This window comes from Bacillus sp. 3a (assembly GCF_017161885.1).
GTDB classification, from domain to species: Bacteria; Bacillota; Bacilli; order Bacillales; family Bacillaceae; genus Bacillus; species Bacillus safensis.
The window spans coordinates 313,986-331,438 of the sequence record NZ_CP067376.1; the positions used below are offsets into that span (position 1 = coordinate 313,986).

Annotated in this window: 24 protein-coding genes; all 24 read right to left on the reverse strand. The window is 42.3% G+C overall.

Translation table 11 applies throughout. From position 1 onward, the window contains the following. Positions 1 to 7 precede the first annotated feature (7 nt). The 24 genes from rplF to rpoC all read right to left on the reverse strand — a co-directional run bounded on the left by rplF (position 8) and on the right by rpoC (position 17,426). Complete coding sequence (gene rplF, locus JJ692_RS01380; protein WP_024425602.1) at positions 8 to 544, reverse strand: 50S ribosomal protein L6; 537 nt, start codon at positions 542 to 544, stop codon at positions 8 to 10. Positions 545 to 575: 31 nt separating this feature from the next. Continuing rightward, the gene (rpsH, locus tag JJ692_RS01385) at positions 576 to 974 is read right to left on the reverse strand and encodes a 30S ribosomal protein S8 (protein WP_007496327.1); all 399 of its coding nucleotides are present in this window, start codon (positions 972 to 974) and stop codon (positions 576 to 578) included. Between the two features lie 31 nt (positions 975 to 1,005). Then, the gene (rpsN, locus tag JJ692_RS01390) at positions 1,006 to 1,191 is read right to left on the reverse strand and encodes a 30S ribosomal protein S14 (RefSeq protein ID WP_008356542.1); all 186 of its coding nucleotides are present in this window, start codon (positions 1,189 to 1,191) and stop codon (positions 1,006 to 1,008) included. A gap of 22 nt (positions 1,192 to 1,213) precedes the next feature. Further along, positions 1,214 to 1,753, reverse strand: coding sequence for a 50S ribosomal protein L5 (rplE, locus tag JJ692_RS01395; protein ID WP_024425600.1), 540 nt, complete (start codon positions 1,751 to 1,753; stop codon positions 1,214 to 1,216). Positions 1,754 to 1,778: 25 nt separating this feature from the next. Beyond that, positions 1,779 to 2,090 (reverse strand): 50S ribosomal protein L24, encoded by a 312-nt coding sequence (gene rplX / locus JJ692_RS01400; protein WP_008356538.1) that lies wholly within the window; start codon positions 2,088 to 2,090, stop codon positions 1,779 to 1,781. A gap of 35 nt (positions 2,091 to 2,125) precedes the next feature. Continuing rightward, on the reverse strand, positions 2,126 to 2,494 hold the full coding sequence (gene rplN, locus JJ692_RS01405) for a 50S ribosomal protein L14 (protein ID WP_003216882.1): 369 nt from the start codon (positions 2,492 to 2,494) through the stop codon (positions 2,126 to 2,128). Between the two features lie 39 nt (positions 2,495 to 2,533). Beyond that, complete coding sequence (gene rpsQ / locus JJ692_RS01410; RefSeq protein WP_003216906.1) at positions 2,534 to 2,797, reverse strand: 30S ribosomal protein S17; 264 nt, start codon at positions 2,795 to 2,797, stop codon at positions 2,534 to 2,536. 25 nt (positions 2,798 to 2,822) lie between these two features. Continuing rightward, positions 2,823 to 3,023: a 50S ribosomal protein L29 gene (gene rpmC, locus JJ692_RS01415; RefSeq protein WP_003217155.1), complete on the reverse strand. Its 201-nt coding sequence runs from the start codon at positions 3,021 to 3,023 to the stop codon at positions 2,823 to 2,825. Further along, positions 3,013 to 3,447 carry a 50S ribosomal protein L16 gene (rplP, locus tag JJ692_RS01420; protein ID WP_003156478.1) on the reverse strand — a complete coding sequence of 145 codons (435 nt, stop codon included), beginning with the start codon at positions 3,445 to 3,447 and terminating at the stop codon, positions 3,013 to 3,015. The genes rpmC and rplP overlap by 11 nt, the downstream gene beginning before the upstream one ends. Before the next feature lies 1 nt (position 3,448). Continuing rightward, positions 3,449 to 4,105: a 30S ribosomal protein S3 gene (gene rpsC / locus JJ692_RS01425; RefSeq protein WP_003217241.1), complete on the reverse strand. Its 657-nt coding sequence runs from the start codon at positions 4,103 to 4,105 to the stop codon at positions 3,449 to 3,451. Positions 4,106 to 4,108: 3 nt separating this feature from the next. Then, on the reverse strand, positions 4,109 to 4,450 hold the full coding sequence (gene rplV / locus JJ692_RS01430; protein ID WP_007496316.1) for a 50S ribosomal protein L22: 342 nt from the start codon (positions 4,448 to 4,450) through the stop codon (positions 4,109 to 4,111). A gap of 17 nt (positions 4,451 to 4,467) precedes the next feature. Beyond that, positions 4,468 to 4,746: a 30S ribosomal protein S19 gene (gene rpsS / locus JJ692_RS01435; RefSeq protein ID WP_003216920.1), complete on the reverse strand. Its 279-nt coding sequence runs from the start codon at positions 4,744 to 4,746 to the stop codon at positions 4,468 to 4,470. A 57-nt stretch (positions 4,747 to 4,803) separates the two neighbouring features. Beyond that, positions 4,804 to 5,637, reverse strand: coding sequence for a 50S ribosomal protein L2 (gene rplB, locus JJ692_RS01440; RefSeq protein WP_024425599.1), 834 nt, complete (start codon positions 5,635 to 5,637; stop codon positions 4,804 to 4,806). 28 nt (positions 5,638 to 5,665) lie between these two features. Continuing rightward, the gene (gene rplW, locus JJ692_RS01445) at positions 5,666 to 5,953 is read right to left on the reverse strand and encodes a 50S ribosomal protein L23 (RefSeq protein ID WP_003217016.1); all 288 of its coding nucleotides are present in this window, start codon (positions 5,951 to 5,953) and stop codon (positions 5,666 to 5,668) included. Further along, the gene (rplD, locus tag JJ692_RS01450; RefSeq protein WP_024425598.1) at positions 5,953 to 6,576 is read right to left on the reverse strand and encodes a 50S ribosomal protein L4; all 624 of its coding nucleotides are present in this window, start codon (positions 6,574 to 6,576) and stop codon (positions 5,953 to 5,955) included. The genes rplW and rplD overlap by 1 nt, the downstream gene beginning before the upstream one ends. A 27-nt stretch (positions 6,577 to 6,603) precedes the next feature. After that, positions 6,604 to 7,233 (reverse strand): 50S ribosomal protein L3, encoded by a 630-nt coding sequence (rplC, locus tag JJ692_RS01455; RefSeq protein WP_024425597.1) that lies wholly within the window; start codon positions 7,231 to 7,233, stop codon positions 6,604 to 6,606. A gap of 37 nt (positions 7,234 to 7,270) precedes the next feature. Further along, positions 7,271 to 7,579 carry a 30S ribosomal protein S10 gene (gene rpsJ / locus JJ692_RS01460; protein ID WP_003156464.1) on the reverse strand — a complete coding sequence of 103 codons (309 nt, stop codon included), beginning with the start codon at positions 7,577 to 7,579 and terminating at the stop codon, positions 7,271 to 7,273. A 218-nt stretch (positions 7,580 to 7,797) separates the two neighbouring features. Continuing rightward, positions 7,798 to 8,757 carry an alpha/beta fold hydrolase gene (locus tag JJ692_RS01465; RefSeq protein WP_125587477.1) on the reverse strand — a complete coding sequence of 320 codons (960 nt, stop codon included), beginning with the start codon at positions 8,755 to 8,757 and terminating at the stop codon, positions 7,798 to 7,800. 109 nt (positions 8,758 to 8,866) lie between these two features. After that, the gene (gene tuf / locus JJ692_RS01470; protein ID WP_024425595.1) at positions 8,867 to 10,057 is read right to left on the reverse strand and encodes an elongation factor Tu; all 1,191 of its coding nucleotides are present in this window, start codon (positions 10,055 to 10,057) and stop codon (positions 8,867 to 8,869) included. Positions 10,058 to 10,175: 118 nt separating this feature from the next. Beyond that, the gene (fusA, locus tag JJ692_RS01475) at positions 10,176 to 12,254 is read right to left on the reverse strand and encodes an elongation factor G (RefSeq protein WP_024425594.1); all 2,079 of its coding nucleotides are present in this window, start codon (positions 12,252 to 12,254) and stop codon (positions 10,176 to 10,178) included. Between the two features lie 54 nt (positions 12,255 to 12,308). Further along, a complete protein-coding gene (gene rpsG / locus JJ692_RS01480; protein WP_008356520.1) occupies positions 12,309 to 12,779 on the reverse strand; it encodes a 30S ribosomal protein S7 in 471 nt (156 codons plus the stop codon). A 121-nt stretch (positions 12,780 to 12,900) separates the two neighbouring features. Further along, positions 12,901 to 13,320, reverse strand: coding sequence for a 30S ribosomal protein S12 (rpsL, locus tag JJ692_RS01485; protein ID WP_008356518.1), 420 nt, complete (start codon positions 13,318 to 13,320; stop codon positions 12,901 to 12,903). Between the two features lie 113 nt (positions 13,321 to 13,433). Continuing rightward, positions 13,434 to 13,682: a 50S ribosomal protein L7ae-like protein gene (locus tag JJ692_RS01490; protein ID WP_024425593.1), complete on the reverse strand. Its 249-nt coding sequence runs from the start codon at positions 13,680 to 13,682 to the stop codon at positions 13,434 to 13,436. 144 nt (positions 13,683 to 13,826) lie between these two features. Then, positions 13,827 to 17,426 (reverse strand): DNA-directed RNA polymerase subunit beta', encoded by a 3,600-nt coding sequence (gene rpoC / locus JJ692_RS01495; protein WP_024425592.1) that lies wholly within the window; start codon positions 17,424 to 17,426, stop codon positions 13,827 to 13,829. Positions 17,427 to 17,453: the final 27 nt, after the last annotated feature.

Genomic DNA, 17,453 nt, shown 5'->3' on the forward strand with positions numbered 1-17,453 from the left:
AGTGATCTTACTTACCAGTTTTTCCTTCTTTACGGCGAACGAATTCACCTTCGTAACGAATTCCTTTACCTTTGTAAGGCTCTGGAGCACGGACAGCGCGGATGTTAGAAGCTAGAGCTCCTACACGCTCTTTATCGATACCTTTAATGATTACTTTCGTTTGAGATGGAACTTCGATTTCAACTCCAGCCTCAGGAACGATTTCAACTGGATGAGAGTATCCAACGTTAAGAACAAGTTTGTTTCCAGATTTAGCTGCACGGTAACCGACACCGATAAGTTCTAAACCTCTTTCGAAACCTTTAGATACACCTTCAACCATGTTTGCAATCAAGCTACGTGTTGTACCATGTAATGCACGGTGTTCTTTATTTTCAGACGGACGGCTTACAGTTAAGACGTTGTCCTCAATTTTAATTTCCATATCAGGGTGAAATGCACGAGTTAGTTCACCTTTTGGTCCCTTTACTGTCACTGTGTTATCGTTGTTTGTCACAGTTACTCCTGAAGGGATCTCGATTAGTTTTTTACCTATACGAGACATACCAAGCACCTCCATTCATCTTAAACTTTTTTTACCATACGTAAGCAAGTACTTCTCCACCAGCTTGTTTAGCACGGGCTTCTTTGTCCGATAAAACACCTTGTGATGTAGAAATAATTGCGATTCCAAGTCCGTTAAGTACACGTGGTACTTCATTTGATTTCGCATATACGCGTAAACCAGGTTTACTGATTCTTTTAAGACCAGTGATAACACGTTCGTTGTTTTGGCCGTATTTAAGGAACAAACGGATAATTCCTTGTTTGCTGTCTTCGACGTACTCAACGTCACGGATAAAACCTTCACGCTTTAAGATTTCAGCAATTTCTCTTTTGATTTTTGAAGCCGGTACTTCTAGCTTCTCATGACGTACCATGTTCGCATTGCGAATACGAGTCAGCAAATCTGCAATCGGATCTGTCATAACCATTATTTAATAACCTCCTTCCCATTTATGGGGATTACCAGCTGGCTTTTTTAACGCCAGGAATTTGTCCTTTATATGCAAGTTCGCGGAAACAAATACGGCAAAGTTTAAACTTACGAATAACTGAATGTGGACGTCCACAACGTTCGCAGCGCGTATACTCTTGAACTTTAAACTTTTGTTTGCGTTGTTGTTTCGCAATCATAGACTTTTTAGCCACGATTTCGCCTCCCTTTCATTGATTATTTCTGGAACGGCATACCTACTTGAGTTAATAACTCACGTGCTTCTTCGTCCGTATTGGCAGTAGTAACGATAACGATATCCATACCGCGGACCTTTGTTACTTTATCGTAATCAATTTCTGGGAAGATTAACTGTTCTTTAATACCAAGCGTGTAGTTTCCACGACCGTCGAAAGATTTCTTAGAAATCCCGCGGAAGTCACGTACACGTGGTAAAGACACAGAAATAAGTTTATCAAGGAAATCATACATGCGCTCTCCGCGAAGTGTTACTTTCGCACCGATTGGCATTCCTTCACGTAGACGGAATCCAGCAATAGACTTCTTCGCACGAGTAACGACAGGTTTTTGACCAGCGATAAACGTTAATTCTTCAACAGCAGTATCGATTGCTTTAGCGTTTTGAACGGCGTCACCAACACCCATGTTGATCACGATTTTTTCGATTTTTGGCACTTGCATTACTGAAGTGTATTCAAACTTAGAAACTAATGCAGGTGTAATTTCTTTTACATACTTTTCTTTAAGGCGGTTCATGAGAAAGACCTCCCTTCCTTATTTACTATTTATCTAGAACTTGCCCAGATTTTTTCGCTACACGGACTTTCTTTCCGTCCTCAACTTTATACCCAACACGTGTCACTTCACCCGTTTTAGGATCAAGCGGCATTACGTTTGATACGTGGATCGGCGCTTCTTGTTCAGAAATTCCGCCTTGAGGGTTAGCTTGGGTTGGTTTAGAGTGTTTTTTCACAAGGTTAATACCTTCTACTAAAACACGTTCCTTTTTAGGGAAAGCAGCAAGGATGACACCTTGTTTACCTTTATCTTTACCAGAGATAACCACTACTTTATCGCCCTTTTTAACATGCATTTAATCGCACCTCCTTGAGTCGCGGATTGTATTCATTAAAGTACTTCTGGTGCTAGAGAAACAATTTTCATATAGTTGTTTTCACGAAGTTCACGTGCTACTGGTCCGAAGATACGAGTTCCACGTGGGCTCTTGTCGTCACGGATGATGACACATGCATTTTCGTCGAAACTGATGTAAGATCCATCGTTTCTGCGAGCTCCGCTCTTAGTACGAACGATAACTGCTTTCACAACTTCACCTTTTTTGACAACGCCTCCAGGTGTTGCTTGTTTAACCGTACAAACAATGACATCACCGATGTTAGCCGTTTTACGTCCAGAGCCACCAAGAACTTTAATCGTTAGTACTTCGCGTGCGCCAGAGTTGTCAGCTACTTTTAAACGAGTCTCCTGTTGAATCATTAATGTTACCTCCTTTCGGAAAAAGAAATCCGAACTTTATTAGATAATAACGGCTTCTTCGACAACTTCAACTAGACGAAAGCGTTTAGTCGCAGATAAAGGACGAGTTTCCATGACCTTTACGATGTCTCCGATTTTTGCTTGGTTGTTTTCATCATGTGCTTTGAACTTTTTAGAGTATCTTACACGTTTGCCATAAAGTGAATGCTTTTTGTATGTTTCAACTACAACAGTGATGGTTTTATCCATTTTGTCAGAAACAACACGACCTTGATACACTTTACGTTGGTTACGTTCGCTCATGTTTGCGGGGCCTCCCCTCTAATTATTATTTATTAGCAGCGATTTCTCTTTGACGAATCACAGTTTTCATGCGTGCGATTGATTTACGCACTTCACGAATGCGAGCAGTGTTTTCAAGCTGCCCAGTCGCTAATTGGAAACGAAGATTGAAAAGTTCTTCTTTAAGAGACTTTACTTTTTGTTCAATTTCAGCAGTGGTAAGGTCACGAATTTCATTAGCTTTCATTTGATTCACCACCAATTTCTTCACGTTTTACGAACTTCGTTTTAATTGGCAATTTGTGAGATGCAAGACGAAGAGCTTCACGAGCAACTTCTTCAGACACACCAGAAATTTCAAATAAAACTTTGCCCGGTTTTACTACAGCTACCCATCCTTCTGGAGCACCTTTACCGGAACCCATGCGGACCTCTAGAGGTTTAGCTGTGTATGGCTTAGAAGGGAAAATTTTAATCCAAACTTTACCGCCACGTTTCATGTAACGAGTCATAGCAATACGAGCAGCTTCGATTTGACGGTTTGTGATCCAAGAAGCTTCAAGAGCCTGGATACCGTACTCACCGAAATGTACTTCAGTACCGCCTTTTGCACGACCACGCATTTTTCCACGATGTTCTCTGCGATACTTCACGCGTTTTGGCAATAACATATTATTTTCCTCCTTCCGCAGTATTCTTCTTAGTTGGAAGGACTTCTCCACGATAGATCCATACTTTTACGCCAAGCTTACCATAAGTAGTGTCAGCTTCAGCAGTAGCATAGTCGATGTCAGCACGAAGTGTGTGCAATGGAACAGTACCTTCACTGTAATATTCAGAACGAGCAATATCTGCACCGCCAAGACGACCAGAAACCATTGTTTTGATTCCTTGTGCTCCAGCACGCATTGTGCGTTGGATTGTTTGTTTTTGTGCACGACGGAATGAAATACGGTTTTCAAGTTGACGAGCGATGTTTTCAGCAACTAGCTGAGCATCAAGATCTGCTCTCTTGATTTCAAGAATGTTGATGTGTACACGTTTGCCAGTTAGGCTGTTAAGAGCTTTACGAAGTGCTTCAACTTCAGATCCGCCTTTACCAATTACCATACCTGGTTTAGCCGTGTGGATTGTGATATTTACGCGGTTTGCAGCACGTTCGATTTCTACTTTAGAAACAGACGCGTCAGACAAACGCTTGCTGATGAATTCACGGATTTTCAAGTCTTCATGTAAGAAGTCAGCGTAATCTTTTCCTGCGAACCATTTAGATTCCCAATCACGAATGACGCCAATACGAAGACCTACTGGATTTACCTTTTGACCCACGGATTATCCCTCCTTCTTTTCTGATACAACGATTGTAATGTGGCTAGTACGTTTGTTAATTGCGCTCGCACGACCCATAGCACGTGGACGGAATCTCTTAAGTGTTGGACCTTCGTCAACGAATGCTTGAGTAATCACTAGGCTGTTAGCGTCCAACTCGTAGTTGTGCTCAGCGTTTGCGATAGCAGATTTTAATACTTTTTCAATAATTGGTGAAGCAGCCTTAGGTGTAAGGTTTAAGATAGAAACTGCTTCTCCTACTTGCTTACCTCGGATCAGGTCCATTACTAGACGTGCTTTACGAGGAGCAATACGGACTGTTCTTGCGACAGCTTTAGCTTGCATTTAAAAGCCTCCTCTCATTAGCGTCTTGTTTTTTTATCGTCACTAGCATGACCTTTGTAAGTACGGCTTGGTGCGAATTCGCCCAATTTGTGACCTACCATATCTTCAGAAATGAAAACAGGTACATGTTTGCGTCCGTCATAGACAGCGATTGTGTGACCGATGAATTGTGGGAAAATTGTAGAACGACGAGACCAAGTTTTTACGACTTGCTTTTTGTCAGTTTCATTCAATTTCTCGACTTTAGCCATCAAATGATCATCAACAAATGGTCCTTTTTTTAAGCTGCGAGCCATTGTGGAACCTCCCTTCGTGATTGAACTACGGTCCTAAATGAACCGTAGACAACCCCGTTACTTGTTTTTACGACGACGTACAATGAATTTATCAGACTTGTTGGTTTTCTTACGAGTCTTGAATCCAAGAGTCGGTTTACCCCATGGAGACATTGGTGATTTACGTCCGATTGGAGCGCGTCCTTCACCACCACCGTGTGGGTGATCGTTAGGGTTCATTACAGAACCACGAACTGTTGGGCGTACGCCTTTCCAGCGAGAACGTCCAGCTTTACCGATGTTGATTAATTCGTGTTGCTCGTTTCCAACTTGACCGATAGTCGCACGGCAAGCAGAAAGAATCATGCGAACTTCTCCTGAGTTCAAACGTACAAGAACGTATTTACCTTCTTTACCTAGAACTTGAGCAGAAGTACCAGCAGAACGAACTAATTGTCCACCTTTACCTGGTTTTAATTCAATGTTATGCACAACTGTACCAACTGGGATGTTGATAAGTGGAAGAGCATTACCTGGTTTGATGTCAGCTTCTGGTCCAGAAGTAACTTCAGTACCAACTTGGATTCCTTTCGGAGCAAGAATGTAACGTTTCTCACCATCTGCATAGTTTACAAGAGCGATGTTCGCTGAACGGTTTGGATCATACTCGATTGTAGCAACGCGTCCAGGTATACCGTCTTTATCACGCTTAAAGTCGATGATACGGTATTGACGTTTGTGACCGCCACCTTGATGACGAACAGTCAATCTACCTTGGTTGTTACGTCCGCCTTTTTTGTGTAGCGGTGCAAGCAACGATTTTTCTGGTTTGTCAGTCGTGATTTCAGCAAAATCTGAAGTAGTCATGCCACGACGACCATTACTGGTTGGTTTATACTTTTTAATCGCCATTTTGAATTTCCCTCCTTCTTTTTAAGATTTACGCTTCAAAAATTTCGATTTCTTTGCTGTCAGCAGTTAATTTCACGATCGCTTTTCTGCGACGGCTAGTCATACCAGTGTAGCGTCCAACGCGTTTTGATTTACCTTTGTAGTTTTGAACGTTGACTTTCTCAACTTTCACTCCAAAGATTTCTTCAACAGCGTCTTTCACTTCTGTTTTGTTAGCTCTGACATCAACTTCGAACGTGTACTTCTTCTCTGTCATTAGATCAGCAGAACGTTCAGTAATGATAGGGCGCTTTAGAACATCACGAGGATCTTTCATTATGCAAGTCCCTCCTCTACTTTTTCAACCGCTGCTTTAGTGATCAGAAGTTTGTCGTGGTTGACAACGTCAAGAACGTTGATACCGTTAGCTTCAACAACTGTTACTCCAGGGATGTTACGAGCAGATAAAGCAACTGTTTCGTTTGCATCCGCAGTGACGATCAACGCTTTCTTCTCAACAGATAATCCTTTAAGGATGCCTGCGAATTCTTTCGTTTTCACTGCATCAAGAGTCAGATCTTCAAGAACGATGATGTTGTTGTCGATTACTTTAGAAGACAATACTGACTTGATAGCCAAGCGGCGAACTTTTTTAGGTAATTTATAAGAATAACTGCGTGGTGTTGGACCGAATACGATACCGCCTCCGCGCCATTGTGGTGAACGGATAGAACCTTGACGAGCACGACCTGTACCCTTCTGTCTCCAAGGCTTACGACCTCCGCCACGTACTTCAGAACGAGTTTTTACTTTGTGAGTTCCTTGACGTAAGGAAGCTCTTTGCATAAGAATAGCATCGAATACTACGCTTTCGTTTGGCTCGATTCCAAACACAGAAGCGTTTAATTCGATTTCACCGTTAGTAGAACCGTTTTGGTTATATAATGCTACTTTTGGCATGACTTGTTTCCTCCTTTCCTAAGAGAGTTATTTAGATTTAACTGCACTCTTTACAGTTACTAGAGATTTTTTAGCTCCTGGTACGTTTCCTTTGATCAATAGAAGATTGCGTTCTGCATCAACTTTCACGATCTCAAGGTTTTGGACAGTGATTTGCTCTCCGCCCATACGACCTGGAAGAAGTTTACCTTTGAATACACGGTTTGGATCAACAGGTCCCATTGAACCAGGACGACGGTGGTAACGTGAACCGTGAGTCATTGGTCCGCGTGATTGTCCGTGGCGTTTGATAGCCCCTTGGAATCCTTTACCTTTTGATGTTCCTGTTACATCTACGATATCTCCATTTGCGAAAATATCAACTTTGACTTCCTGACCAACTTCATACGCATCTAACTCCGCACCGCGTAATTCTTTTACGAAGCGCTTAGGAGCAGTTTCCGCTTTAGCAACGTGGCCCTTCTCTGGCTTGTTAGAAAGCTTTTCACGTTTGTCATCAAAACCGATTTGGATTGCTTCATAGCCATCCGTGTCAACAGTCTTCTTTTGAAGAACAACGTTAGCAGCAGCCTCAACAACAGTTACAGGGATAAGATCACCGTTTTCTGCGAATACTTGCGTCATACCAATTTTTCTACCTAAGATTCCTTTGGTCATTAGTCACACCTCCTATAATATGTGTTTTCTATTTGAATTAAAGTTTGATTTCGATATCTACACCAGATGGTAAATCTAAACGCATAAGTGCATCAACTGTTTGCGGAGTTGGATTCACGATGTCGATTAGACGTTTGTGAGTACGCATCTCGAATTGCTCACGAGAATCTTTGTACTTATGCACCGCACGAAGGATTGTGTAAACTGATTTTTCAGTTGGAAGCGGGATTGGACCAGATACACTAGCACCAGAACGCTTAGCCGTTTCAACAATCTTCTCAGCAGATTGATCAAGAATTCTATGATCATATGCTTTTAAACGAATACGAATTTTTTGTTTTGCCATTATTTTCCCTCCTTTTCGCCTACTTACGTTAGACAGTTCTCCGTGAGAAAAACCTGATCACCTCGCCATGGCAAAGCGGCCGGGTGTGTCAGCAACCTCTCACTTCATCGCAGTCAAAGACCAACATGCACTATTGTACCAAATTGGCCTGCGTGTTGCAATAATAAATCGGATAAATTTATGATTTGCACACTTTTCATATTATACAGGGATTCAGCCTATAAATCAAGCTTTCCCTGAAGATGATGTATAGCAGTCTTTCTTATGATACGTATAAATTCATCTGGCTCTTCGATATGCGGAGAATGTGCAGAGTCTTTAAAGGTAAACCATTCTTTGATTGGTGCTTTTAATTGATCAACATACGGTTTTGATACAGCAGCTGGTGTAATCATGTCATGATCGCCAATGAGAAAGTAGCACGGTATTAATATAGTAGAAACTCGGTATTGAATACTCTCATTCATGAGCTGATCCCATAACTTGTCTTGACTAAACTTCTGCCCTTTTATGAACTTCCATTTATCTTTCAGCTGATATTGCTTACTAAAAAGAAACCCTTTTAGTATTTGAAAAACCGGCTTCCATCTATGCGTGAGACCTACGCTCGCAAACTCTTTATATAGAGAAAACAAGGCATGAGCTGATGTCCGTTTCCATGGAGGCGGTGTCAGTAATCGCAGACACCCAGCAAACAGCCGATTGCGATGGTATTTCTTCAAAAGGAGCTCGTACGATACGATATCTTCCTTTAACACATCTACTACCTGACTAATCCCATAATAAGCATGATAAAGATCCGGACGCTTATGTACTGCTTGTATGGCAATTAATGATCCCCACGAGTATCCTGCGATATACAATTTTGAATGACCTAGATAAGATAGGATCTTCTCTGTCAATTCAATCGTGTCTTCAATAAATTGCTGAATGGTCATCGATGCATCGGGAAGATTCTCTTGATAGGAAAGTCCTGCGCCACGCTGATCCCAATGGACAACTGTAAAGTCTTGATCAAGTTCCTCGAGAAAGGAATCAATATAACTGATTTGAGCTGAGCCGGGCCCGCCGTGTAAAAATAAAAGTACAGGCTTCGTTTCACTCGTCTGATCTTCTTTCATCCTAATCCATTGGTCAATCCCGCCGATCGACCATTTTTTCAAATATGTCTTTGCCATTCCAGCGATCCTCTCGGTTCCATTTAGATTCTATAGCTTATAGTAGCCGTTCTGATCTGGAAAAGCAAAAAAAGAGACCCTTTTGCAAGGAGTCTCTTTTATATGTTTATTACTTAACGATAGTTGAAACGACACCAGAACCTACAGTACGTCCACCCTCACGGATAGAGAAACGAGTTCCTTCTTCGATAGCGATAGTAGAGATAAGTTCAACTTCCATCTCAGTGTTATCGCCAGGCATTACCATTTCAGTACCTTCTGGAAGATGTACGATACCAGTTACGTCAGTTGTACGGAAGTAGAACTGCGGACGGTAGTTAGCGAAGAATGGAGTATGACGTCCACCCTCTTCTTTAGAAAGTACATAAACTTCAGCTTTGAAACGGCTGTGTGGAGTGATTGTACCTGGTTTAGCAAGTACTTGACCACGTTGGATATCTTCACGAGATACACCACGAAGTAGTGCACCGATGTTGTCACCAGCTTCAGCATAGTCAAGAAGTTTACGGAACATTTCAACACCTGTAACAGTTGTTTTACCGTTTTCTTCTTGAAGACCGATGATTTCAACTTCGTCACCGACTTTAACTTGTCCACGCTCAACACGACCAGTAGCAACTGTTCCACGACCAGTAATTGAGAATACGTCCTCAACTGGCATCATGAATGGCTTCTCAGTGTCACGCTCTGGAGTTGGGATGTACTCATCAACCGCATCCATAAGTTCAAAGATTTTTGCTTCGTAATCAGCATCTCCTTCAAGAGCTTTAAGAGCAGAACCTTTGATAACTGGTACATCGTCACCAGGGAAGTCATAGTCAGAAAGAAGGTCACGAACTTCCATTTCAACAAGTTCAAGTAACTCTTCATCGTCAACCATGTCACATTTGTTAAGGAATACTACGATGTATGGTACACCTACGTTACGAGAAAGTAGGATGTGCTCACGTGTTTGTGGCATTGGACCATCAGCAGCAGATACTACTAAGATCGCGCCGTCCATTTGAGCAGCACCAGTGATCATGTTTTTAACATAGTCAGCGTGTCCTGGGCAGTCTACGTGTGCATAGTGACGAGTTTCAGTTTCATACTCAACGTGTGCAGTTGAGATTGTGATTCCACGCTCACGCTCTTCTGGAGCACCATCGATTTGGTCATAAGCCATAGCTGTACCTTTACCAGATTTCTTATGAAGAACTGTTGAGATAGCAGCAGTTAGAGTTGTTTTACCATGGTCAACGTGTCCAATTGTACCAATGTTAGCATGCGATTTGGAACGGTCGAATTTTTCTTTAGCCATTCTAAAAATCCTCCTTAAAGGTTCATTGTATTTGGTATAGAGTGATAGAAAGTGAAGAGTTACCTCTCACTTTCTGATCTTCAATAGTAGTTATACTTTAGTTTAAAGGCAAAATCAATTATTCACCTTTATTTTTTTTGATGATTTCTTCACTGATGCTCTTAGGCACTTCTTCGTAGTGATCCATGTGCATAGTGAAAGTACCGCGTCCTTGTGTGTTAGAACGGAGTGCAGTAGCATATCCGAACATTTCAGAAAGTGGAACCATAGCGCGAACAACTTGAGCGTTACCGCGAGCTTCCATACCTTCTACACGTCCACGACGAGATGTGATATCACCCATGATGTCTCCCATGTATTCTTCTGGGATAACAACTTCCACTTTCATCATTGGCTCAAGTAGAACTGGGTTACATTTGCTGACAGCATTTTTCAATGCCATAGATGCAGCAATTTTGAACGCCATTTCGTTAGAGTCAACATCGTGGTAAGATCCATCAAATAATTTTGCTTTGATGTCGATTAATGGGAATCCAGCTAATACACCATTTTCAAGTGAATCTTCAAGACCTGCTTGAATTGCTGGGATGTATTCACGTGGAACAACCCCACCGACGATTGCATTTTCAAATTCGAAGCCTGCGCCTTCTTCGTTTGGTTCGAACTCGATCCAAACGTGTCCGAACTGACCGCGTCCACCAGACTGACGTACGAATTTACCTTCAACTTTTGCACCAGAACGGAATGTTTCACGGTACGCAACCTGAGGAGCACCTACGTTAGCTTCAACCTTGAACTCACGCTTCATACGGTCAACAATGATATCAAGGTGAAGCTCACCCATACCAGAGATGATCGTTTGACCAGTTTCAGGGTTTGTTTGTGTACGGAATGTTGGATCCTCTTCAGCTAGTTTAGCTAAAGCGATACTCATTTTATCTTGGTCAGCTTTAGATTTAGGCTCGATAGCTACATCGATTACTGGCTCTGGGAATTCCATAGACTCAAGGATAACAAGATTTTTCTCGTCACAAAGAGTGTCACCAGTAGAAGTATCTTTAAGACCTACAGCTGCTGCGATATCCCCTGCATATACAGTAGAGATTTCTTCACGGCTGTTTGCGTGCATTTGAAGGATACGTCCAACACGTTCACGCTTGTTCTTAGAAGAGTTCTTCACGTATGAACCAGAATCAAGTGTTCCAGAGTATACGCGGAAGAAAGTTAGTTTCCCAACATAAGGGTCAGTCATAACTTTAAATGCAAGAGCTGCGAATGGTGCGTCATCAGTAGACTCACGAACAACCTCTTCATTTGAATCTGGCAGGATACCTTTGATTGCAGCAACATCAGTTGGTGCAGGAAGGTAGTCAAGCACAGCGTCAAGTACAAGCTGAACACCTTTGTTTTTGAAAGCAGATCCAACAAGAACTGGGTAGAATTCAACATTCAATGTTCCTTTACGGATTGCAGCTTTCAATTCAGGAATTGTGATTTCTTCACCCTCAAGGTATTTTTCCATAAGCTCTTCATCAAGCTCAGCGACAGCTTCAATTAGGCTGCTGCGAAGCTCTTCAGCTTTGTCTTTATACTCAGCAGGGATTTCTTTAGCATCAGAGCGAGTTCCAAGGTCATCTTCGTAGAAGTATGCTACGTTTTCTACAAGGTCGATGATTCCTTCGAATTGATCTTCAGCGCCGATCGGCAATTGAATTGCATGAGCGTTCGCTTGAAGACGATCTCTTAATGTGCTTACAGAGTAAAGGAAGTCCGCACCGGTTTTATCCATTTTGTTAACGAATACGATACGAGGTACTCCGTAAGTTGTTGCTTGGCGCCAAACTGTTTCAGTTTGTGGCTCTACACCTGATTGTGCATCAAGAACAGCAACCGCACCATCAAGTACACGTAAAGAACGTTCAACTTCAACAGTGAAGTCTACGTGTCCTGGTGTATCGATGATGTTTACACGGTAACCTTTCCATTGTGCTGTAGTAGCAGCAGAAGTGATTGTAATACCACGTTCTTGCTCCTGCTCCATCCAGTCCATTTGTGAAGCTCCTTCGTGAGTTTCACCAATTTTATGGATACGACCAGTGTAGTATAAGATACGCTCAGTCGTTGTCGTTTTACCGGCATCGATGTGAGCCATGATACCAATATTACGAGTTTTGTCTAAGGAGAACTCTCTTGCCATTGGGTAATTTCTCCTTCCTCATTAGGGAATAGTTTTTTTAGTTTGGTATAAATCCTACCAGCGGTAGTGAGCGAATGCTTTGTTCGCTTCTGCCATTTTGTGTGTATCTTCACGTTTCTTAACAGCAGCACCAGTGTTGTTAGCTGCGTCAAGGATTTCGTTAGCAAGACGCTCTTCCATCGTTTTTTCTCCACGAAGACGAGCGTAGTTTACTAACCAGCGAAGACCTAAAGTAGTACGACGGTCTGGGCGAACTTCTACAGGAACTTGGTAGTTAGCTCCACCTACACGACGTGCTTTAACTTCAAGAACTGGCATGATGTTTTTCAAGGCTTGTTCGAAAACCTCCATCGCTTCATTACCAGTACGTTCTTTGATGATATCAAATGACTTGTAGAGAATTGTTTGTGCTTTTCCTCTTTTACCGTCGATCATCATTTTGTTGATCAAACGAGATACAAGTTTAGAATTGTAAATTGGATCTGGCAATACGTCTCTTTTTGCTACAGGACCTTTACGTGGCATCTGAATAGCCTCCCTTCTCTTTTAAAAGGATTTCTATCTGTCTCTCATCTCAATATCATTGTCAGTTACCTGACTCCACTGATCTGATATCAACTTCTAAAAACCCTTATGTTTGTTTGTATTATTTGCTTTGTTTAGGGCGTTTTGTTCCGTATTTAGAACGTCCTTGCATACGACCGTCAACTCCGGCAGTATCAAGCGCACCACGAACGATGTGGTAACGTACACCCGGTAAGTCTTTTACACGTCCGCCACGGATAAGTACTACACTGTGCTCTTGTAGGTTATGTCCGATACCAGGAATGTAAGCTGTTACTTCAATCAGGTTAGACAAACGTACACGAGCATATTTACGTAGTGCTGAGTTTGGTTTTTTCGGTGTCATTGTACCGACACGAGTACAAACCCCGCGCTTCTGTGGAGATGTTACGTTAGTGTGCTCTTTTTTGAAACTGTTGTATCCTTTGTTAAGTGCAGGTGACTTTGAGTTTTCAACTTTACTCACGCGTCCTTTGCGTACTAGCTGATTAATTGTAGGCATGTTGTTATTCCTCCCTTCATTACTTTTTTTATAACCCACATACCCAGGTGGTTCATCAAAAGGCAAAAAACAATGCTTTTGCATTTTAAGCATGCAAAAACAAAACAAGTACGTTATAACATAATGGCAACAGCTGCTGCCCCAACTTCAATTCCGCAGGCCTTGCCGAGCTTTTTCATGGAATCTACCACTAAAATGTCTACACCCTTCTCTTGTGCTAGTTTCAATACACTAGCAGTTAAAGCAGGATCAGCATCTTTCGCTACGACGACTTCCTTTACTGAATCTCGTTTCAGAGCTTTTACTGTTTGCTTCGTACCGATAATAATGGATTGAGCCTGTGATACTTTATCATAAGACATCGAATATCCTCCAAAGTAACAGGTTTTATTTTGAGCACCTTGGTTATATTATCATCATGGCAGAAGGATGTCAATATCGTATGACAGATTATCTTGACATCCTTCACCATTTTTGATGATTTTATAGGAATCTCACGAGAAAGATTACTCTACAGGAACCATATCGTCAGACGGCTGCACTTGCGAAACCGGCTTAACTTTACGGTAGTTTGGCATTCCTGTTCCAGCAGGAACAAGTTTACCAATGATCACATTCTCTTTCAAGCCAAGCAGTTCATCACGTTTTCCTTTGATCGCCGCATCTGTTAGGACACGAGTCGTTTCTTGGAAGGATGCCGCAGACAAGAATGAGTCTGTTTCAAGCGAAGCTTTTGTAATACCAAGAAGAACTGGACGGCCTGTTGCAGGACGTTTGCCTTCGAATAGTACTTTTTTGTTCGCTTCAGTGAATTGATGTACATCAAGAAGTGTGCCTGGTAATACGTCTGTATCCCCTGCATCAGCGACACGCACTTTACGAAGCATTTGGCGAACCATTACCTCTACGTGCTTATCTCCGATTTCTACCCCTTGCATACGGTATACTTTTTGTACTTCATGAAGCAGATATTCTTGAACAGCTGTCATGTCAGTCACTTTAAGAAGTTCTTTCGGATCGATCGAACCTTCTGTAAGTACTTGACCACGAGTAACTGTGTCACCTTCAACAACTTTTAGACGCGCATTGTAAGGAGCTGTGTATGAGCGAGTTTCAACTTCGCCTTGAACCACAATTTCCTGCTGCTTGTCACGAACATCGTTAATTTCAGCAACGACACCATCAATTTCAGAAATTGTCGCTTGCCCTTTCGGATTACGCGCTTCAAATAGCTCTTGGATACGAGGTAGACCTTGAGTGATATCGTCTCCTGCTACCCCACCGGTGTGGAACGTACGCATTGTAAGCTGTGTTCCTGGCTCACCGATTGATTGTGCAGCGATGATTCCAACTGCTTCACCGACTTCAACGTCAGTACCAGTTGCAAGGTTACGGCCGTAGCATCGTTTACATACACCATGAGGCGTGTTACATGTAAATGCAGAACGGATCCATACTTCCTCAATTCCTGCTTCAACTACTTCAAGTGCTTTATCTTCATCAATTAGTTCGTTTTCGGCTACAATGACTTCGCCTGTTTCAGGATGAACAATTGGTTTTCTTGCAAAACGTCCGATCAGACGCTCTTCAAGTTTCTCAATAATTTCATTTCCTTCTTTAATAGACTTCGCCAAGATTCCACGGTCTGTACCGCAATCTGTTTCACGGATGATGACATCCTGTGCAACGTCAACGAGACGACGCGTGAGGTAACCTGAGTCAGCTGTTTTAAGGGCTGTATCGGCAAGACCTTTACGCGCACCGTGAGTGGAAATAAAGTATTCCAATACGGTTAAACCTTCACGGAAACTAGATTTAATCGGAAGTTCGATGATACGTCCAGCCGGGTTGGCCATCAGACCACGCATACCAGCCAGCTGAGTAAAGTTAGATGCGTTACCACGCGCTCCAGAGTCACTCATCATGTAGATTGGGTTGACTTCATCAAGGGACTTCATCAGTTTACCTTGGATCACATCTTTAGAAGAACTCCAGATTGAAATAACTCTCTCATAGCGCTCTTCTTCAGTAATCAAACCACGTCTGAATTGCTTCATGACGTTATCTACTTTTGCTTGTGCTTCTTCAAGAATTTGCTGCTTATCATCTAATACGACGATATCAGACACACCAACCGTAATACCGGCTTTAGTAGAGTATCTGAAACCAAGATTTTTCATGCGGTCAAGCATTTTAGATGTCTCAGTGATATGGAATCTCTTAAAGATTTCAGCAATGATTTTACCTAAAATACCTTTTTTGAACGGCGCATTGATTTCTTGTTTCTCGATCGCAGCTTTTACATCCTCACCTTTTTCAAGGAAGAAACGATCAGGCGTTTTTTCTTCAATATTGCTCTTTGTCGGCTCATTCATGTATGGGAATGATTCCGGTAAGATTTCGTTAAAGATCAGTTTTCCAACTGTTGTAATCAACAATTTAGAACGCTGTTCATCAGTGAATGTCACATTCTTCAACGAGCTAGCTGCAACAGCTACACGTGTATGAAGATGCACATAACCATTTTGATAAGCTAGAAGGGCTTCGTCAGTATCTTTGAAGACCATACCTTCTCCGATAGCACCTTTGCGCTCAAGTGTAAGGTAGTAGTTACCAAGCACCATATCCTGAGATGGCGTAACAACTGGTTTTCCATCTTTCGGGTTCAAAATGTTTTGAGCAGCAAGCATTAAGATACGAGCTTCAGCTTGAGCTTCAGCAGATAATGGTACGTGAACCGCCATTTGGTCACCGTCAAAGTCAGCGTTGTAGGCTGTACATACAAGTGGATGCAGACGAATTGCGCGTCCTTCCACAAGTGTAGGTTCAAACGCTTGAATACCAAGTCTGTGAAGAGTCGGTGCACGGTTTAGTAAGACTGGATGCTCACGAATAACTGATTCTAAAACATCCCATACTTCCGGCTGCACGCGCTCAATTTTACGCTTCGCACTCTTGATGTTGTGAGCTAATCCTTTTTCAACAAGCTCCTTCATCACGAATGGTTTGAATAATTCAAGAGCCATTTCTTTCGGAAGTCCACACTGATACATTTTCAAATGTGGTCCTACGACGATAACGGAACGTCCAGAATAGTCAACACGTTTACCAAGCAAGTTTTGACGGAAACGTCCTTGTTTCCCTTTCAGCATGTGAGAAAGAGATTTCAATGGTCTATTTCCTGGTCCTGTTACTGGTCGGCCTCTACGTCCATTATCAATCAAGGCATCGACAGCTTCTTGAAGCATACGCTTCTCATTCTGAACGATGATGCTTGGCGCGCCAAGATCTAATAAACGCTTCAGACGATTGTTACGGTTGATGACACGACGATAAAGGTCGTTCAAGTCCGAAGTAGCAAAACGTCCACCATCAAGTTGAACCATTGGACGTAATTCTGGCGGAATAACCGGAAGTACATCAAGAATCATCCAAGATGGTTTGTTTCCTGAGTTACGGAAGGCTTCTAATACTTCAAGGCGTTTGATCGCACGTGTACGGCGCTGTCCTTGAGCAGTTTTCAGCTCTTCTTTCAGTGTATCTACTTCTTTTACAAGATCGATATCTTGAAGAAGTTTGTTGATTGCTTCTGCACCCATAGCTGCTTGGAATGTATTACCGTATTTATCTAAATAAGCACGGAATTCTTTCTCAGAAAGAAGTTGTTTCTTCTCAAGCGGTGTGTTGCCCGGATCTGTCACGACGTAAGAAGCGAAGTAGATCACTTCTTCTAACGCACGTGGTGACATATCAAGAACAAGACCCATACGGCTTGGGATACCTTTGAAATACCAAATGTGGGAAACTGGGGCAGCCAGTTCGATATGCCCCATTCTCTCACGACGGACTTTTGCCCGTGTTACTTCTACACCACAACGGTCACATACAACACCCTTATACCGAACGCGTTTATACTTCCCACAATGACATTCCCAGTCTTTTTGCGGTCCGAAGATACGTTCACAAAAGAGACCATCTTTTTCAGGTTTCAGTGTACGATAGTTAATCGTTTCAGGCTTTTTCACTTCACCAAAAGACCAAGAACGGATTTTATCAGGTGATGCGAGACCGATGTTCATATACTCAAAATTGTTCACATCTAGCAAGGGGCCTACCTCCCTTTTAATCTTCGG

Coding starts and splice junctions, on each gene's coding strand:
- JJ692_RS01490 (WP_024425593.1), bottom strand. CDS start 13,682: ATGTCTTATGATAAAGTATCACAGGCTCAATCCATTATTATCGGTACG.
- rplB (WP_024425599.1), bottom strand. CDS start 5,637: ATGGCGATTAAAAAGTATAAACCAACCAGTAATGGTCGTCGTGGCATG.
- rplE (WP_024425600.1), bottom strand. CDS start 1,753: ATGAACCGCCTTAAAGAAAAGTATGTAAAAGAAATTACACCTGCATTA.
- rplF (WP_024425602.1), bottom strand. CDS start 544: ATGTCTCGTATAGGTAAAAAACTAATCGAGATCCCTTCAGGAGTAACT.
- rplW (WP_003217016.1), bottom strand. CDS start 5,953: ATGAAAGATCCTCGTGATGTTCTAAAGCGCCCTATCATTACTGAACGT.
- fusA (WP_024425594.1), bottom strand. CDS start 12,254: ATGGCAAGAGAGTTCTCCTTAGACAAAACTCGTAATATTGGTATCATG.
- rpsQ (WP_003216906.1), bottom strand. CDS start 2,797: ATGAGCGAACGTAACCAACGTAAAGTGTATCAAGGTCGTGTTGTTTCT.
- rpsL (WP_008356518.1), bottom strand. CDS start 13,320: ATGCCTACAATTAATCAGCTAGTACGCAAAGGACGCGTGAGTAAAGTT.
- rpsG (WP_008356520.1), bottom strand. CDS start 12,779: ATGCCACGTAAAGGTCCTGTAGCAAAAAGAGACGTATTGCCAGATCCA.
- rplC (WP_024425597.1), bottom strand. CDS start 7,233: ATGACCAAAGGAATCTTAGGTAGAAAAATTGGTATGACGCAAGTATTC.
- JJ692_RS01465 (WP_125587477.1), bottom strand. CDS start 8,757: ATGGCAAAGACATATTTGAAAAAATGGTCGATCGGCGGGATTGACCAA.
- rplN (WP_003216882.1), bottom strand. CDS start 2,494: ATGATTCAACAGGAGACTCGTTTAAAAGTAGCTGACAACTCTGGCGCA.
- rpmC (WP_003217155.1), bottom strand. CDS start 3,023: ATGAAAGCTAATGAAATTCGTGACCTTACCACTGCTGAAATTGAACAA.
- rpsJ (WP_003156464.1), bottom strand. CDS start 7,579: ATGGCAAAACAAAAAATTCGTATTCGTTTAAAAGCATATGATCATAGA.
- rpsS (WP_003216920.1), bottom strand. CDS start 4,746: ATGGCTCGCAGCTTAAAAAAAGGACCATTTGTTGATGATCATTTGATG.
- tuf (WP_024425595.1), bottom strand. CDS start 10,057: ATGGCTAAAGAAAAATTCGACCGTTCCAAATCGCATGCTAACATTGGT.
- rplD (WP_024425598.1), bottom strand. CDS start 6,576: ATGCCAAAAGTAGCATTATATAACCAAAACGGTTCTACTAACGGTGAA.
- rplP (WP_003156478.1), bottom strand. CDS start 3,447: ATGTTATTGCCAAAACGCGTGAAGTATCGCAGAGAACATCGTGGAAAA.
- rpsH (WP_007496327.1), bottom strand. CDS start 974: ATGGTTATGACAGATCCGATTGCAGATTTGCTGACTCGTATTCGCAAT.
- rplX (WP_008356538.1), bottom strand. CDS start 2,090: ATGCATGTTAAAAAGGGCGATAAAGTAGTGGTTATCTCTGGTAAAGAT.
- rplV (WP_007496316.1), bottom strand. CDS start 4,450: ATGCAAGCTAAAGCTGTCGCAAGAACAGTCCGTATTGCTCCTCGTAAA.